This is a genomic window from Pseudomonas fluorescens (assembly GCF_012974785.1).
Lineage (GTDB): Bacteria > Pseudomonadota > Gammaproteobacteria > Pseudomonadales > Pseudomonadaceae > Aquipseudomonas > Aquipseudomonas fluorescens_BT.
On record NZ_CP027561.1, the window covers coordinates 4,435,020 to 4,451,291 of the forward strand.

At 62.5% G+C, this 16,272-nt stretch carries 14 protein-coding genes; 5 read left to right on the forward strand and 9 right to left on the reverse strand.

Going from position 1 to position 16,272, the window contains the following annotated elements:
* The first annotated feature begins 59 nt into the window (after nt 1-59).
* From C6Y56_RS20020 to C6Y56_RS20030, 3 genes are all read left to right on the forward strand, one after another.
* The gene (locus C6Y56_RS20020) at nt 60-866 is read left to right on the forward strand and encodes a TatD family hydrolase (protein WP_169431338.1); all 807 of its coding nucleotides are present in this window, start codon (nt 60-62) and stop codon (nt 864-866) included.
* Between the two features lie 106 nt (nt 867-972).
* The gene (locus C6Y56_RS20025; RefSeq protein WP_169431339.1) at nt 973-2,454 is read left to right on the forward strand and encodes a methyl-accepting chemotaxis protein; all 1,482 of its coding nucleotides are present in this window, start codon (nt 973-975) and stop codon (nt 2,452-2,454) included.
* Between the two features lie 144 nt (nt 2,455-2,598).
* Nucleotides 2,599-2,964, forward strand: coding sequence for an Mpo1-like protein (locus tag C6Y56_RS20030; protein ID WP_169431340.1), 366 nt, complete (start codon nt 2,599-2,601; stop codon nt 2,962-2,964).
* A gap of 1 nt (nt 2,965) precedes the next feature.
* Here the strand turns inward: C6Y56_RS20030 and C6Y56_RS20035 are convergent, their stop codons facing one another.
* From C6Y56_RS20035 to C6Y56_RS20045, 3 genes are all read right to left on the reverse strand, one after another.
* Entirely contained in the window at nt 2,966-3,760 is a 795-nt protein-coding gene (locus C6Y56_RS20035; RefSeq protein WP_169431341.1) for an acyl-CoA thioesterase, read from the reverse strand.
* Between the two features lie 171 nt (nt 3,761-3,931).
* Nucleotides 3,932-4,702 (reverse strand): CHAD domain-containing protein, encoded by a 771-nt coding sequence (locus C6Y56_RS20040; RefSeq protein ID WP_169431342.1) that lies wholly within the window; start codon nt 4,700-4,702, stop codon nt 3,932-3,934.
* Between the two features lie 77 nt (nt 4,703-4,779).
* Nucleotides 4,780-5,058: a hypothetical protein gene (locus C6Y56_RS20045; RefSeq protein ID WP_041069470.1), complete on the reverse strand. Its 279-nt coding sequence runs from the start codon at nt 5,056-5,058 to the stop codon at nt 4,780-4,782.
* 219 nt (nt 5,059-5,277) lie between these two features.
* Between C6Y56_RS20045 and C6Y56_RS20050 the strand changes: the two genes are divergently transcribed.
* On the forward strand, nt 5,278-6,315 hold the full coding sequence (locus tag C6Y56_RS20050; RefSeq protein WP_169431343.1) for a patatin-like phospholipase family protein: 1,038 nt from the start codon (nt 5,278-5,280) through the stop codon (nt 6,313-6,315).
* Here the strand turns inward: C6Y56_RS20050 and C6Y56_RS20055 are convergent.
* The 6 genes from C6Y56_RS20055 to kdpF form a co-directional block, all read right to left on the reverse strand.
* Entirely contained in the window at nt 6,312-7,010 is a 699-nt protein-coding gene (locus C6Y56_RS20055; protein ID WP_169431344.1) for a response regulator, read from the reverse strand. The two genes, C6Y56_RS20050 and C6Y56_RS20055, sit on opposite strands and share 4 nt — an antisense overlap.
* Before the next feature lie 48 nt (nt 7,011-7,058).
* Nucleotides 7,059-9,710: a sensor histidine kinase gene (locus C6Y56_RS20060; protein WP_169431345.1), complete on the reverse strand. Its 2,652-nt coding sequence runs from the start codon at nt 9,708-9,710 to the stop codon at nt 7,059-7,061.
* Nucleotides 9,711-9,738: 28 nt separating this feature from the next.
* The gene (kdpC, locus tag C6Y56_RS20065) at nt 9,739-10,284 is read right to left on the reverse strand and encodes a potassium-transporting ATPase subunit KdpC (RefSeq protein WP_169431346.1); all 546 of its coding nucleotides are present in this window, start codon (nt 10,282-10,284) and stop codon (nt 9,739-9,741) included.
* A 234-nt stretch (nt 10,285-10,518) separates the two neighbouring features.
* Nucleotides 10,519-12,576, reverse strand: a complete 2,058-nt coding sequence (kdpB, locus tag C6Y56_RS20070; RefSeq protein ID WP_169431347.1) for a potassium-transporting ATPase subunit KdpB — start codon at nt 12,574-12,576, stop codon at nt 10,519-10,521.
* Between the two features lie 10 nt (nt 12,577-12,586).
* Nucleotides 12,587-14,281 carry a potassium-transporting ATPase subunit KdpA gene (gene kdpA / locus C6Y56_RS20075; protein ID WP_169431348.1) on the reverse strand — a complete coding sequence of 565 codons (1,695 nt, stop codon included), beginning with the start codon at nt 14,279-14,281 and terminating at the stop codon, nt 12,587-12,589.
* An 8-nt stretch (nt 14,282-14,289) separates the two neighbouring features.
* Complete coding sequence (kdpF, locus tag C6Y56_RS20080; RefSeq protein ID WP_007899818.1) at nt 14,290-14,379, reverse strand: K(+)-transporting ATPase subunit F; 90 nt, start codon at nt 14,377-14,379, stop codon at nt 14,290-14,292.
* Between the two features lie 430 nt (nt 14,380-14,809).
* Between kdpF and eat the strand changes: the two genes are divergently transcribed.
* Complete coding sequence (gene eat / locus C6Y56_RS20085) at nt 14,810-16,174, forward strand: ethanolamine permease (RefSeq protein WP_169431349.1); 1,365 nt, start codon at nt 14,810-14,812, stop codon at nt 16,172-16,174.
* Nucleotides 16,175-16,272: the final 98 nt, after the last annotated feature.

A 16,272-nucleotide genomic window follows, 5' to 3' on the forward strand; every position in this document is an offset into this window, starting at 1 on the left:
CTTTTCTGATAAATCTACAGCTCTGATATGCTTTCCGGCCTTCGGCCCGAGGTAGCACCATGCAACTCATCGATATCGGCGTCAACCTGACCAACCCCAGTTTCGCCGACAAACATCAGGTCGTGCTCGATCGCGCCTACGCTGCCGGGGTCTGCCAACTGGTGCTGACCGGCACCAGCATCGAGGGAAGCGAACAGGCGCTGGAGTTGTGCCAGCAACTGGATGCGGACGGCCAGCGACTGTTCGCCACCGCCGGCATTCACCCGCATTCGGCCAGTGACTGGAACGCCGACAGCGCACGGCGTCTGCGCAGTCTGCTGAAGGAATCGAACGTGGTGGCGGTGGGCGAATGCGGGCTGGATTTCAACCGTGATTTCTCGCCACGACCGCAACAGGAAAAAGTCCTCGAAGAACATCTGGCCCTGGCCGTGGAGCTGCAACTGCCGGTGTTCCTCCATGAGCGCGACGCGAGCCCGCGTCTGCTGGAGATTCTCCGTGACTTTCGCGACCAGTTGCCGGCCGCCGTAGTGCATTGTTTCACCGGCGAGCAGAAAGCGTTGTTCAGTTACCTCGACCTGGATCTGCACATCGGCATCACCGGCTGGATCTGCGACGAGCGTCGCGGCACCCATTTGCATCCGTTGGTGAAGGAGATCAAACGCGGGCGTCTGATGCTGGAAAGCGATGCACCGTATCTGCTGCCGCGCACACTACGACCGAAGCCGAAGAACGGACGAAACGAGCCGGCCTATTTAACCGAAGTGTTGCGTGAAGTGGCGCTGCATCGAGGTGAGACCGAGGAAGATCTGGCGAGCCACACCACCGGTTGCGCCCGGGCGTTCTACGGTTTGCCTGCCCTGCCCTGAGCCGGGAACTCATTACTTGTTGATGCACATCAAGATCCGGGCACCTGCGTAGCGGCACAATAATGGCACCTTGCCAAAACTGTTTCCGCTATCAGAGAAGACCTCCATGGGTGCCTGGCTTAGCAATATCTCGCTGAAATACAAATTCTGGGCGGTCAACGCGGTCGCCTTCGTCACCACCTTGCTGTTAGTGCTGTACGCGGTGCAGCTCGAACAGCAGGCACGCAGCCACGCCGCACAGGCGTCGGCACAGGCGCAAGCGCAATTGCTCAAAGCCTGGCCCGCAGGTCAGGCCCTGCCCAAGAGTGATCAGGTGCTGACGTTCAAACGCGGTGAAGCGCCTCGCCTCAACGATCAACCGCTGCTGGAAATCACCGACAGCAACGGCTGGATCGACATCAGTCACTTGCCGTTTTTCGGCGAAAACCCGCTGCTCGGCGCCGAGGTATTCAGCCGTGCCGATGGCCAGCAGGTCGCCGTGATCGCCTACGCCCCCAGCCTCAGTCAAGTGTTCAGCGAACGGTTCGCCAACTACGCGGTAGCGGTGTTCATCCTGATGCTGGCGATGCTCGGTGCCTCGCAGTTGCTGATCCGCTTCTTGCTCAGCCAGCTCAACACGCTCAAGGACGTAATGCTGCACGTCGAAAAAACCGGCGATCTTTCCGCCCGGGTGCCACTGGCCTGCAAAGACGAAGTCGGGCAGATGGCCAATGCCTTCAACGCGATGCAGGCCGGCTACCAGCGCGTGGTCACTACCGTGGCCAACACTGCACGACAACTGGACGTCGGCGCGGCACGGCTGGCATCGAGCATGAACGAGGTGCGTCACGGCATGCTTGGCCAGCAAAGTGAAACCGATCAGGCCGCCACGGCGATCAACGAAATGACCGCCACCGTCTACCACATCGCCCAGCACGCTGGTGCCACTCGCGATCTGTCGCAGACTGCCGACGGCCTGGCCGGCAGCGGCCAACAAGTGGTCACCCGCGTCCAGCATTCGATCGCCGGCCTGTCCAGCGGCGTACAGCAGACTGCCGAGATGATCCAGCGCCTGGCCGAAGACAGCCAGAAGATCAACGGCGTGGTCAGCGTGATCCACAGCATCGCCGAGCAGACCAATCTGCTGGCCCTCAATGCAGCCATCGAAGCAGCGCGCGCCGGGGAAATGGGCCGCGGGTTCGCGGTGGTCGCCGATGAAGTGCGCAACCTCGCCAAACGCGTGCAGACGTCCACCGACGAAATCACCACCATGGTGTCGGCGCTGCAGGCCGGGACCCGCGATGCGGTGGACTTCATGCAGGAGAGTTCGTACAAGGCTGACGATTGCGTGCAGCAGGCCCAGGAGGCCGGTGAAGCGCTGGCAGAAATCACCGGCGCGGTGGCGCAGATGCGCGAGAGCAACACGCAGATTGCGGTGGCGGCAGAACAGCAGAGTCAGGTTGCCGAAGAGATGAACCGCGCGGTGGTGAGCATTCGCGACGTGACCGAGAACACCGTGCAGCAGACGGTGGACTCAGCGACCACCAGCAATGAGCTGGCGACGCTGGCCGGCGAACTCAACAAGGCAATTGGTCAGCTTAAACTTTGAGGGACTGCTGGCGATGGCGTCAGGCCGGGAACATCGAATCCGGCGATGACGCCTATCGCGGCAATAGCCAACCTTGATTCGCCGCCCTCCCTGCCCGGGCCTATTCTTCAACCATGAACCAAACATGGAATGAGGAGCAGCAACATGGGCAAACGTCACCCCAACCTTCCCGCCTGGCAATGGCGCGCCTACCCGAATAATCACCAGCATCCGACCAATCTGGTGCTGCATCTGATTGCCGTACCGCTGTTCATCGTTGCGTTTCTGGTGATCGTCTCGGGGGTGTTCAGCCTGAGCCTGGCGAGCGTGGCCATCGGCGTGATCGGGATTGTCGCAGCGCTGGGTCTGCAGCGTCACGGCCACCGTCTGGAGGCGCAAGCCTCCGAGCCGTTCAGTGATCGCATGGACGCCGTTTCGCGTCTGCTGGTCGAGCAGTTTCTGACCTTCCCGCGCTTTCTGCTCAGCGGCGGCTGGTATCGTGCCTGGCGTGAACGCCACCGCCGTCATTGAGTCAGGCGAAGATCGTCACCGTCTGCCGGCTCATGGCGATCAGTTCGCCCTCGGCGCTCCACAGTTTGGCGGCAACATGACCATAACCGTCGGCGGCGTACTCGATGTCCGCCAGATATTGGCACCAATCCAGCGTGCTCAGCGCCCGTAACGGCTGAACGAATTCGATGGTCCAGGTCAGCGTGCTGCCCGGCGCCGGCTTCTTCAGATACGGCAACAGCGCAGGCGGCCAGGCATCGACCAGCGCCAGCAGATGCGCTTCGTTGACCGGTTCCTCTTTCACATCCCCACGCAAGCGCACCCAGCCGCCCATCAACCGTGATTGAATGCCGGTGAATGGCATGCCGCCGACACTCCAGCGCATCGCCAGATGACGCATGAATTCCGGGGTCACACCTTTGATGTACGGCAGCTCCTGGCAGTCGTCCCAGTGTTTCATCTCCGGCGCCGGGTATGCTTCAACGGCCACTTCCGACGGACGTGAAGCACCGAAGCTGCCTTGCACCATCGTCACCACCTGACCGTTCTGTACGGCGCGCCCCAGCACCTGAATCACCGCTTTGCCTTCGCGCAGGATTTGCACCTCAAAGCTCACCGGCACTTCGGGCTCGACCGGACCGACGAAGGTGATTGCCAGCGAACGCACCGGACGCTCCGACGGCACCCGCGCTCGCATCAATTCGTATTGCAACGCCGCCACCAGCCCGCCGAAGCTGGCGCGCCCCTGGCCCCACTCGGCCGGAATGACGACCTCCGGTTGACGACGGACTGCATCGATCAGATCGCAAAAGCGCATGGGAACCTCGGACACGAAAAAGGGAATGACCGGATCTTAACCAGCGCGGCAGAGCGGCGCAGCGTCCATTCCGGTCAAACAGGCTGACAGATAGGCCTTGCGCCGGTTTAAGACACAATAAAAAACCTGTGGAAGTCAGACTGCTGGCTTCTACAGGTTTTGAAGTGCGTTTCAGGACTTTTTAAAACAAGTCGTGCTGAGTTTTTCCAGCACCCGGTCAGCCTTGATTTCGGCCTCGACCATGGTCGCCTGCCAGGTGGCGACGCAGGGTTGCAGATCCGCTTCCTGTTCGGCCTTCGCCAGCCATTGCCAGCAATCGTGCCAGTCACCCAGTGCGCCTTGTGCGGACTTCAGACGTGGCAACGCGACCTTCGGCAGACGATCAAGCTCGGGGTAGGCTTCGATCCCGTAGCGCACCCGTTTGATCAACAGGCGCAGACGATGACGATCGTGTGCCGGATCGTGCAGCGCCACGTCGAGGTTCTTCCATTGCTTGCCCAGACGCTTTTCGATGCGCTTGTCCAGGTCATCGAGCAAGCCCTGACGCTGGGACGCGCGCAGGAAACGTGGAAACGCATCGAGGATCATCAGCAGCGAGGCCACCTGCGCACTGGCCGCCAATGCCGGATAGGCCTCGGCCATCTGCGCCATGCGCCGCTGCGCGGCCTCAGGCTGGCCATGTTCGGTCAGCCAGGCCGCCAGCACCTCGCGGTCACGCCACGGCGTGGTCAGTTGCCCCACCGCGGCCGCCGCGTCTTCCAGTTGCTCGACGCCAGGCAAGCCACGCAGCGGCCTCAGCAGACTGCGCAAGCGACGCACCGTGGTCCGCAGATCGTGCAGCGCCTCCGGGTCGGTACGTGCGGTCAGACGTGCCTGACAGGCCAGCAGCCTGACCTCCAGGCTCAGGACATGAGCCACCAACCGGTCAACCAACGCAGACATCGCTTGCTCCTGACTTCAATCCCATTGCATGAGGGTGCACCGGTGTGGCTGATCCGCCGTTGCGCTAAGTCAGCAGCTTAGCGTCCGGCGCGGGATTCGCGAATGTAGAAACGCGCTTTCTCGGCTTTTTTGCTGCAACCCTCGAAGCCTTCGAATTGCTGCTGGGTCTTGGCCGCCGTCAGCAACGACAGGGCCTTGGAGTAGCTCACCGTACCGGCAAAACCCTCGGCCTTGGCCAGATCCAGCTCATGCCACGCCGCATCGAGCTGGCTGCCGCAGCTGTCGCGGTAGGCGGTCTTGCCGGCGCAACCGGCCAATGCCAGGGCAATCAAGGGCACACAGATCCAGGCTTTCATCACTTACACCTCAAAGATAGGTCAACAGTCGTGCAATTAAGACGTTGGGGCGGTGAAAAAGTGCCTTGTGCCCCATGAATCCAACGCACGGCAAAAGATAACGCCAGCGGGTCAAGAAGTATCGAAAAAACGACGCCAGTGCCGCCCCGAACGACCCCGGCGATTGTAGCCCGGCCCTCGATGGGTGCATTGTGGAAACCTGTCGGGGGAGGAAGTCTGATGAAAAAGCGTGTCGCACTGGTACTGGGTTCCGGTGGCGCCCGGGGCTATGCCCATATCGGGGTCATCGAAGAGCTCGAACGGCGGGGTTACGACATTGCCTGCATCGCCGGTTGTTCGATGGGCGCAGTGGTCGGCGGAATCTACGCCGCAGGGAAGCTGGACGAGTACCGACGCTGGATCGAAAGCCTGGATTACCTCGATGTGTTGCGACTGGTGGACGTGAGTTTTCGCCTCGGGGCGATCCGTGGCGAAAAGGTCTTTGGCCAGATCCGCAAGATCGTCGGCGAAATCAATATCGAAGAGCTGCGCATCCCTTACACGGCGGTCGCCGCCGACCTTACCAACCAGCAGGAAATCTGGTTTCAGGAAGGCTGCCTGCACCAGGCGATGCGCGCCTCGGCCGCGATTCCCAGCCTGTTCACGCCAGTGATGCAGGGCAACCGGATGCTGGTGGACGGCGGCATTCTCAATCCGTTGCCGATCGTGCCGGTGGTGTCGAGCCACTGCGATCTGATCATCGCGGTCAATCTCAACTCGACCAACCAGCGCCATTACAAATTGCCGGTGATCCAGCGCCCCGCCGCGTTCCGTACGCGCTTTGACAGCCTGATCAGTTCACTGGGCTCGAAGATGCCGTTCCGCCGCAAACAGGCCGAGCAACTTCTGTTATTGGAACAGGAAGCGCTGCGCGCCGAAGCCGCAGACATCAATCCGTGGGTCGAAGGCGCCGAGCCGCAAGCCCAGCAACCGGCCGCCGCCCCTGAACACGATGGCGCGCCGAAATCCGCCACCGGTTCGTTCATCATCGATAATGTCGGGCCGGCGTCATTGCTCGACCTGATCAACCAGAGTTTCGAGGTGATGCAGACCTCGCTGGCCCAGTACAAGATCGCCGGGTATCCGCCGGACATCCTGATCAACGTGCCGAAACGCGTCTGCCGGTTCTTCGAGTTCTACAAGGCGCCGGAGCTGATCGCGCTGGGTCGCGAGATTGCCCGGGATACGCTGGATCGCTACGAGAGCGAACAGAACTAAAGGCTGCTCTCGCTCAACAAGCGATAACCGACGCCCGCCTCGGTCACGATAAACCGGGGCCGGGTCGGATCGTCCGCCAGTTTCTGTCGCAGATGGCCGACCACGATCCGCAGGTAGTGGCTGTCCTCGGTGTGAGTCGGGCCCCAGATGTCCTTGAGCAATTGCTGCTGGGTGATCACCCGCCCCGGATGCCGCGCCAGTTGCGCCAGCACAGCGTATTCCTTGCGGGTCAGGGCCACTTCGACGCCGTCGAGCAGCACTCGGCGATAGGCGAGATCCACCGTCAGCGGGCCGAAGGCCAGCGCCGCTTGTTGCGCCTCTCCGACCGGGGCCTGGCGCAACAATGCACGGACCCGAGCGAGAAACTCCTGAATGCCAAACGGTTTGGTCACGTAGTCATTGGCGCCGCCATCCAGCGCCTGGACTTTCTGTCCTTCGCTGGCGCGCACCGACAGGACCAGCACCGGCGCCGTGGCCCACTCGCGAAACTCGCGCAGCACTTGCTGGCCATCCATGTCCGGCAGGCCGAGGTCGAGCACCAGCAGATCGGGTTTGTTCAGCGCCGCCTGGGCCAGGCCCTCGGCTCCGGTGCCGGCCTCCAGCACTTTGTAGCCTTGTGAGGCGAGGCTGATACGCAGGAACTTGCGGATCTGCGGTTCATCGTCGATAACCAAAATGGTCGCGGTCTGGCTCATGGGTTCACATCAATACAAAAGATTGGCAAGAGAGTAGCGCAGGCGGATTCAGGCTTCACCGTCCATCCCCGGTTGCGTCTGCAAGGGCAGGTGCAGAGTGATGCAGGTGCCGCGTCCGTCGATGCCGTCACCGACACTGATCCGCCCGCCATGGGCGCCGACCATGCCCTGACAGATTGCCAGCCCCAGGCCCGTGCCCTGACCACCACGATCACCCCGGGCAGCGGTGTAGAACATGTCGAAAATCTTCGCCCGCTCATCGACCGGAATCCCCGGCCCTTCATCGCTCACCGAGAAAAACACTTCGCTGTCATCCGCTCCGGCACGCAATTGCAGACGGCCATGGGACGGCGAAAACCGCGCGGCGTTTTCCAGCACGTTCACCAGCGCCTGCTCGATCAACGCGGCATGCACGTACAACAGCGGCAACTCGGCCGGCACATCGGTGCTGACTTGCAACGACGACAGCACGGCGCGCAGACGATTGAGCGCACTGCCGACGATGTCCGCCGGCGATACCCAGTCCCGCGCCAGTTTCAGGGCGCCGTGGCCGAGTCGGGTCATGTCCAGCAGGTTCTGGATGTAACGGTCCAGACGCTCGGCCTCATCGCGAGTGCCTTCGAGCAATTCACGACGATCCTCCAGCGGGATCGCTTCGCCGAGTGCCAGCAGGCTGTCGATGCTGCCGCGCATCGAGGTCAGCGGCGTGCGCAGATCGTGAGACACCGAGGCCAGCAAGGCGCTGCGCAGTTGCTCGGTTTCGCCATGCAGACGCGCGGCCTCCAGGTCATCGGCCAGTTGCGCACGGGCCAGTGCCTGCGCCAGCGGCTGGCTCAGCGCGGTCAGCAAGCGACGACGCTGGCCGCTCAATGTCTGACCTTCTTTGGCACACACCCCAAGCAGTGCCAGCGGCCCGTCTTCCACCGACAGCGGCCACCACCACCAGCGCCCGAATGGCAACGTGCCGGTACCCATGCCCGCCGGTTGGTCGTGTTGCCAGGCCCAGTCGGCAGCGGCGCGTTCGGATTCAGTGAACTGCAACGGCCCGCCGGTTTCGACTTTCCAGCCGCCCTGCCCATCACGATTGAGCAGGCACAATTGCAGATCGCTCCAGCCATTGAGGTGCTGCGCGGCGGCACTGACCACGGCCTGACGGTCGGTGGCTGCAGTGAGTTTGCGCGACAGGTCGAGCAACTCGGTGGTCTCTTCCTGGGTATCGCGCAACGCCTGCAATTGCCGCCGCTGACGCGCCGCCAGATTGCCGGTGAGCGCTGCCATCAACAGGAAGAACAGCAAAGTCAGTACGTCTTCTTCACGCTGGATGGCGAAGGAAAAATTCGGCGGGATGAACAGAAAGTCGTAAGTCAGGAACGACAGCGCCGCACAGGCCAGCGCAGGTCCCAGGCTGCTGCGCACCGCCACCAGCAACACCGCCGCGAGGAACACCAGCGAAATGTTCGGCAGCGGCAATACGCTGGACACCGCCCACGCCAGCGCACTGGCCAACACCGTGGCCACCAGCGCCAGTGCATAGTCGAACCACACCAGCGTTGGCGCCGTCCGCAGGCGCGGTGGATGCTGTTCGTGATCGCTGTCCAGCACGTTGATTTCCAGTCCGTGGGACTGACGCAGCAAACGCGCCGCCAGACCACCACCGAACAGGCGCCGTCGCAGACTCGGGCGCGACTGGCCGACCAGCACCAGACTGGCCCGGCGCTCGGTGGCATGCTGGATCAGGGTCTTCGCCACCTCTCCGGCCCGCAACAGCACCACTTCCCCGCCAAGCCGTTCGGCCAGTTGCTGGGCGCTTTGCAGGCGCAGCCGCGATTGCTCATCGCGCACACTGCCGTTGTCGACGTGCACCAGGCTCCACGGCAAATGCCGACGCTGGGCGACACGGCTGGCGTGACGCACCAGACGTTCGGCATCGGCATTGCCATCGACGCCGACCAGCAAGCGTCCGCGTACTGCCGGCGCAGCTTGACCGAGCTTGCGGTAGCCCTGTGCCAGATCGTTGTCGACCTGCGCCGCCGCAGTCTGCATCGCCAGTTCCCGCAACGCGGTGAGATTGGTCTGGGTGAAAAACGCATCGATCGCGGCCCGGGCCTGCTCCGGCACGTAGACCTTGCCTTCGCGCAAGCGCTCGAGCAATTCCCGGGGCGGCAGGTCGATCAGCAGCAGTTCGTAGGCTTCCTGCAGCACCCAGTCCGGCAGGGTTTCGCGCACCTGCACACCGGTGATGCCGCGCACCTGATCGTTGAGACTTTCCAGGTGCTGGACGTTGACCGTGGTGTAGACGTCGATGCCGGCGGCGAGCAGTTCCTGAATATCCTGCCAGCGTTTGGCATGGCGACTGCCGGGGGCGTTGCTGTGGGCGAGTTCATCCACCAGCACAAGCTTCGGTTTGGCGGCGAGAAGGCCGTCGAGGTCCATTTCTTCGAGCGTCACGCCACGGTATTCCGATCGCACCAGCGGCAGTTGCGGCAAGCCGCCGAGCAGCGCTTCGGTTTCGGCGCGGCCGTGGGTTTCGACCACGCCTGCAATGACTTTCACGCCCTGACGCAGTTGGCTGTGAGCTGCCTGCAACATCGCGTAGGTCTTGCCCACGCCCGGCGCCGCGCCAAGAAAAACCTTGAGCCGGCCGCGTCCGTCGCGGGGCAGTTCTGCTAACAGCGCGTCGGCGCGGCCGGAGTCACTCATGCTTGAAGATCTCTTCCTGAAGGATTCATTACAGCTTTTCCAGCGCCATGTTCAACGCCAGCACATTTACCACCGGCGGGCCCACCAGTGGCTGTTCGATATGCGCGTCGAGCAACTGCTGCAAGGTCGCCACCGGCACATTACGCGCTGCCGCGACACGCGCCAGTTGATAGGCAATCGCGGCCGGTGGCAAGTGCGGATCGAGACCGCTGCCGGACGTAGTCAGCAGCGCCAGCGGCACGGGCCCTTGCCCGGGCACCAGCAGCTTGTTGGCGTCATCGATCACTCGAGTGGCCAGCGCCGGATTGCTCGGCGCCAGGTTGCTCGCGCTGCTCGAAACGGTGGCAAAGGCACCGGCTGAAGGACGTGGATGGAACCAGGCATCGCCGACAAAATCCTGCGCGATCAGCGACGAGCCGCGCACCTTGCCTTCGGCATCGCGCACCAAGCTGCCGTTGGCCTGCTCGGGAAAGGCGACCTGTGCGACGCCGGTGACGACCAGTGGATAGGCAACGCCGGTGACCAGGGTCATCAACACCAGCAGGCTCAGGGCCGGACGTAACATTGTGGACATTTCAAAATCCTCGAATTCATTGGGCTTACAGACTTGGGGTGTCAGGGACATCTTTCCCCTCACCCCAGCCCTCTCCCGGAGGGAGAGGGAGCCGATCTCTATGCTTTTCAAAACCGGAGTCCGACTCGATATCTCAGGTCGATGTATCTCCAGAAAACACCTCGGTCAGTCCCCTCTCCCTCCGGGCGGTCCGACGTTTCGGGAGGGTTAGGGTGAGGGGCTGCGATATCAGCCTCACACCAGATGCAACGCCGTCAGCAACATGTCGATTGCCTTGATCCCCACAAACGGCACCAGAATCCCGCCCAGGCCATAGATCAGCAGATTGCGACGCAGCAACGCCGCCGCACTCGCGGCCTGCACCCGCACGCCGCGCAGGGCCAGCGGGATCAGCACGACGATGATCAAGGCGTTGAAGACGATGGCCGACAGGATCGCGCTCTGCGGACTGCTCAAGTGCATGATGTTCAGCACGCCCAGCTGCGGGTAGATCGCGGCGAACAGTGCCGGCAGGATCGCGAAGTACTTGGCCACGTCGTTGGCGATGGAAAAGGTCGTCAGCGCGCCACGAGTCACCAGCAATTCCTTGCCGATCTGCACCACATCCAGCAGCTTGGTCGGGTCGCTGTCGAGGTCGACCATGTTGGCCGCTTCACGCGCTGCCTGAGTGCCGTCGTTCATTGCCATGCCGACGTCAGCCTGAGCCAGCGCCGGAGCATCGTTGGCACCGTCACCGCACATGGCGACCAGGCGACCGTCGTTCTGCTCGTGACGGATGCGCGCCAGTTTTTTCTCCGGTGTGGCTTCGGCCAGCACATCGTCGACGCCTGCTTCAGCGGCAATCGCGGCAGCGGTCAGCGGGTTGTCGCCGGTGACCATCACGGTGCGAATCCCCAGTTTGCGCAGCTCGGCGAAACGCTCGCGGATGCCCGGCTTGACCACGTCCTTCAGGTGGATCACACCGAGCAGTTTGCCGTCGGCGCAGACCAGCAATGGCGTACCACCGCTCTGGGCGATCTTGTCGATTTCCCGGGAGAGCGCCGGGGCCAGATCCTTGCGTTGTTGACCGAGAAACGCCAGCAACGAATCCACCGCGCCCTTGCGGAACACACGGCCCTGATAGTCGACACCGGACAAGCGGGTTTCGGCGCTGAACGGCACGGCGATCAGGGTTTCCGGCGAAGGTTCCGGCTGCGGATTGGAACCGCGCAGGTACTCGACGATGGACTTGCCTTCGGCAGTTTCATCGGCCAGCGAAGCGAACAGCGCACCTTCGGCCAGTTCACGGGCGTTCACACCGGGCGCCGCATACACGGCGCTGCAACGACGGTTACCGAAAGTGATGGTGCCGGTCTTATCCAGCAGCAACACATGCACGTCACCCGCCGCTTCCACCGCACGACCGGACTTGGCAATCACGTTCAGGCGCACCAGACGATCCATCCCGGCGATACCAATGGCCGACAGCAGACCGCCGATGGTGGTCGGAATCAGCGTGACCAATAACGCCACCAGGAACACCAGCGGCAGGCTGCCGTTAGCGAAGTGGGCGAACGGCTGCAGCGTCACGACCACCAGCAGAAAGATCAGGGTCAGACCGATCAGCAGAATATCCAGCGCCACTTCGTTCGGGGTCTTCTGGCGTTTGGCGCCTTCGACCAGCGCGATCATGCGGTCAAGAGTCGATTCACCGGGGTTGGCGGTGATTTTCACCAGCAGCCAGTCGGACACCAGTCGCGTGTTACCGGTAACGGCGGAACGGTCGCCGCCGGATTCACGGATTACCGGAGCGGACTCACCGGTAATTGCCGCTTCGTTAACGGCCGCGATGCCTTCGATGACTTCGCCGTCGCCAGGGATCATTTCCCCGGCTTCGACCCGCACCACGTCACCCTTGCGCAGGCTGGCGGCGGGCACCACCTGAAAGCTGCCGTTGGCCAGTTTACGTCGGGCGCTGAGGCCTTCGCTGCCGGCCTTGAGGCTGTCGGCGCGGGCCTTGCCGCGACCTTCGGCCAGCGCCTCGGCAAAGTTGGCGAACAGCACGGTGAACCACAGCCACAGCGCGATTTGCGCCGCGACGAAGGTCGGCACGATGTTGTCCGGAATGAAGCACAGCACGGTGGTGAAAATCGCGGTCAGTTCGACCACCAGCATTACCGGTGAGCGCACCAGCTGACGAGGGTCAAGCTTGACGAACGCTTGCACCAGCGCCGGGCGCCACAGAGCGCTGATCGTGGTTTTCGCGTGTTCCGGCGCCTTGGCGACGACGGGTTTGATTGCGGGCATATTCATCATCAGCTCCTTAGAAACCCATGCTCAAATGTTCGGCGATCGGGCCGAGCGCCAGGGTTGGCAAGAAGGTCAGGCCGCCTACCAGCAAAATGGTCACGGTCAACAGGGTCACGAACAGCGGGCCGTGGGTCGGGAAGCTGTTCTGGCCGATCGGTGCGGTTTTCTTCATCGCCAGGCTGCCGGCCAGGGCCAGTACCGGGAGGATGTAACCGAAGCGACCGATCAACATGCCCAGGCCGAGCATCAGGTTGTGGAACGGGGTGTTGGCACTCAGGCCACCAAACGCCGAACCGTTGTTGGCACTGGCCGAGGTGTAGGCGTACAGCAACTGGCTGAAACCATGGGGACCGGGGTTGCTGATGGTCGCCGCCGGGCCTGGCAAGGCAGCGGCAATCGCGCCCAGCACCAGCACGCCGACCGGCATCACCAGCAGGGTCACGACCAGCAGTTGCACTTCGCGGGCCTGGAGTTTCTTGCCGAGGTATTCCGGGGTACGGCCGATCATCAGGCCGGCGAGGAACACCGCAATCAGCACGTTCAGCAACATGCCGTAGAGCCCGGCACCGACGCCGCCGAAGATCACTTCGCCGACCATCATGTTGACCAGCGCCACCATGCCGCTGAGCGGGTTGAGGCTGTCATGCATGCCGTTGACCGAACCGTTCGATGCAGCGGTGGTGGTCACCGACCACAGCACCGTGGCGGTGGTGCCAAAACGAGATTCCTTGCCTTCCAGCGGCGCGGTCTGTTCGACAGCGACATTGTTCAGCGCAGGGTTCGGCTGATACTCGGCCCACATCGAGGTAGCGCCGCCGATCAGGAACAGCGCCAGCATGCAGCCGATGATGGCGCGGCTCTGACGCAGGTCCTTCACGTAGTGCCCAAAGGTGAACACCAGCGCCACCGGGATCAGGATGATCGACGACACTTCGAACAGATTGCTCCACGCGGTTGGGTTCTCGAACGGATGCGCCGAGTTGACCCCGAAGAAGCCGCCGCCGTTGGTGCCCAGTTGCTTGATCGCAATCTGGCTGGCCGCAGGACCGAGCGGAATCACCTGGTCGACGCCTTGCAGGGTCACCGCATTCACATATTGCGCGAAGGTCTGCGGCACGCCCTGCCACACCAGGTACAGCGCCAGCAGCAGGCACAGCGGCAGCAGACCGTAAAGGGTGGCACGGGTCATGTCGGCCCAGAAGTTGCCCAAGGTCTTGGTGGATTTGCGACCGATACCACGGCACAACGCGACCAGCACGGCGAGGCCGGTGGCGGCGCTGACGAAGTTCTGCACGGTCAGGCCGACCATCTGGCTCAGGTAACTGAGGGTCGCTTCACCGCTGTAGGACTGCCAGTTGGTGTTGGTCATGAAACTGACCGCAGTGTTGAACGCTTGCGTCCATTCCTGGCCCGGCAGGTTTTGCGGGTTCAGCGGCAGGTGGTCCTGGAACAACAGGATCGCGAACAGCAACAGGAAACCTGCGAGGTTGAACGCCAACAGCGCCAGCGTGTACTTCTGCCAGCTCTGTTCGTCCTGCGGATTGACCCCCGCGAGGCGGTAACAGCCGCGCTCGACCGGGCCGAGAATAGGCGTCAGCCAGGTGCGCTGACCTTCCATCACCTTGTAGTAGAAGCGCCCGAGGAACGGCGCGGGCAGCAACACCAACGCGAAAAACGCGAGGATCTGCCAATAGTCATAACTGTGCATAGCCGCTCCTAGTTCCGGTCCGCGCGCAACAGCGCAACCAACAGATAAATGAACAGCCCCACTGCCAGCAGCAGGGACACCCCGTCCAGAACGCTCATGGAAGATCTCCGTGTTACGGCGTATTGCCGCGTGTGGAGGCATTGTCGGAAAAGTGGCTGTAAAGGAACGAGGCCGAGGGTGCGGGCGGGGCATAAAGAAAGCGTAAAGAGTGGGTTTACGCGGGCGTTACAGCAGAGTTTCGCGTTGCCTGGGCGGGCCTCTTCGTCGGATCGCCGCCCGGACCAAGCCCGCTCCCGCAGGGGGATGCGTTGTTTGGACGAGCGCATTTCAAAATGTGGAAGCGGGCTTGCCCGCGAAGACGGCAGCACAGACAACATCGCACCCGACTGGCGCACAACTTTGTGGGCATTGCGTCGCGAACATCCCCGATACGACGCATTTCAGCCCATTACGACTCGCCAATACAAAATGGCACGCCCACTGCACACGCCCTCCCCGGGCTTTCCAAACCGTTCAGGGAGCAAACGCATGAACACACAACTCAAACCCACGCTGGGCACGTTGCACCTGTGGGGCATCGCGGTGGGGCTGGTGATTTCCGGGGAGTATTTCGGCTGGAGTTACGGCTGGGGCGTCGCGGGAACCCTGGGCTTTCTGGTGACCTCATTCATGGTCGCAACCATGTACACCTGCTTCATTTTCAGCTTTACCGAACTGACCACGGCGATCCCGCACGCGGGCGGGCCGTTTGCCTACAGTCGTCGGGCGTTCGGTGAAAAAGGCGGATTGATCGCAGGACTGGCAACACTGATCGAGTTTGTCTTTGCCCCGCCGGCGATTGCGCTGGCGATTGGCGCCTATCTGAACGTGCAGTTTCCTGCCCTCGATCCGAAACACGCAGCAGTCGGTGCGTACATCGTCTTCATGGGGCTGAACATCCTCGGCGTGAAACTGGCGGCGACCTTCGAATTGATCGTCTGCGTGCTGGCCGTCGCCGAGCTGTTGGTGTTCATGGGGGTGGTCGCCCCGGCCTTCAGTTTCAGCAACTTCGCGCTCAATGGCTGGGCCGGCGCGGACGTATTTGGCGCACCGGCGATTGCCGGGATGTTCGCGGCGATTCCGTTTGCGATCTGGTTCTTCCTCGCCATCGAAGGCGCGGCCATGGCGGCCGAAGAGGCCAAGGATCCGAAACGCACGATTCCCAAGGCTTACATCAGCGGCATCCTGACCCTGGTGCTGCTGGCGATGGGCGTGATGTTCTTCGCGGGAGGCGTCGGCGACTGGCGTACCCTGTCGAACATCAACGATCCGTTGCCACAGGCAATGAAAGCGGTGGTCGGCGACAATTCCGGCTGGTTGCACATGCTGGTGTGGATCGGTCTTTTCGGTCTGGTGGCGAGTTTTCACGGGATCATTCTCGGCTACTCGCGCCAATTCTTCGCCCTCGCCCGCGCCGGTTACCTGCCCGCCTCGCTGGCGAAGCTGTCGCGCTTCCAGACCCCGCACCGGGCGATCATCGCCGGCGGCATCATCGGCATTGCCGCCATTTACAGCGACGGACTGATCAATCTCGGCGGCATGACGCTCACGGCCGCAATGATCACCATGGCCGTGTTCGGCGCCATCGTGATGTACATCATGAGCATGCTCAGTCTGTTCAAGCTGCGCAAAAGCGAGCCGAATCTGGAGCGGACTTTCCGCGCGCCGTGCTACCCATTGGTCCCGTTCATTGCGCTGGTGCTGGCGATCGTCTGCCTGGTGGCGATGGCCTGGTTCAATGCGCTGATCGGCCTGATTTTCCTGGGTTTCATGGCTGTCGGCTTCGGCTACTTTTTGCTCACCGGACAATTGCGCGCGAATGCTCCGGCGGACGCCATGCTGACCGGGCTTTAACCGCCCCGGGCATAAGCGGCCTAGAATGGAACCACTGCGATTTCCCATCGCTCAAACGTGGTAAGCAGCATCGCCGGCGAAATCCTCGCCCGGCGACC

Bases quoted from the DNA above. Each gene is read 5' to 3' on its own strand.
- kdpF (WP_007899818.1), bottom strand. From the start codon at position 14,379: ATGAGCGTTCTGGACGGGGTGTCCCTGCTGCTGGCAGTGGGGCTGTTC.
- C6Y56_RS20025 (WP_169431339.1), top strand. From the start codon at position 973: ATGGGTGCCTGGCTTAGCAATATCTCGCTGAAATACAAATTCTGGGCG.
- C6Y56_RS20050 (WP_169431343.1), top strand. From the start codon at position 5,278: ATGAAAAAGCGTGTCGCACTGGTACTGGGTTCCGGTGGCGCCCGGGGC.
- C6Y56_RS20045 (WP_041069470.1), bottom strand. From the start codon at position 5,058: ATGAAAGCCTGGATCTGTGTGCCCTTGATTGCCCTGGCATTGGCCGGT.
- C6Y56_RS20040 (WP_169431342.1), bottom strand. From the start codon at position 4,702: ATGTCTGCGTTGGTTGACCGGTTGGTGGCTCATGTCCTGAGCCTGGAG.
- eat (WP_169431349.1), top strand. From the start codon at position 14,810: ATGAACACACAACTCAAACCCACGCTGGGCACGTTGCACCTGTGGGGC.
- C6Y56_RS20020 (WP_169431338.1), top strand. From the start codon at position 60: ATGCAACTCATCGATATCGGCGTCAACCTGACCAACCCCAGTTTCGCC.
- C6Y56_RS20060 (WP_169431345.1), bottom strand. From the start codon at position 9,710: ATGAGTGACTCCGGCCGCGCCGACGCGCTGTTAGCAGAACTGCCCCGC.
- C6Y56_RS20035 (WP_169431341.1), bottom strand. From the start codon at position 3,760: ATGCGCTTTTGCGATCTGATCGATGCAGTCCGTCGTCAACCGGAGGTC.
- C6Y56_RS20055 (WP_169431344.1), bottom strand. From the start codon at position 7,010: ATGAGCCAGACCGCGACCATTTTGGTTATCGACGATGAACCGCAGATC.
- kdpB (WP_169431347.1), bottom strand. From the start codon at position 12,576: ATGAATATGCCCGCAATCAAACCCGTCGTCGCCAAGGCGCCGGAACAC.
- kdpA (WP_169431348.1), bottom strand. From the start codon at position 14,281: ATGCACAGTTATGACTATTGGCAGATCCTCGCGTTTTTCGCGTTGGTG.
- kdpC (WP_169431346.1), bottom strand. From the start codon at position 10,284: ATGTCCACAATGTTACGTCCGGCCCTGAGCCTGCTGGTGTTGATGACC.
- C6Y56_RS20030 (WP_169431340.1), top strand. From the start codon at position 2,599: ATGGGCAAACGTCACCCCAACCTTCCCGCCTGGCAATGGCGCGCCTAC.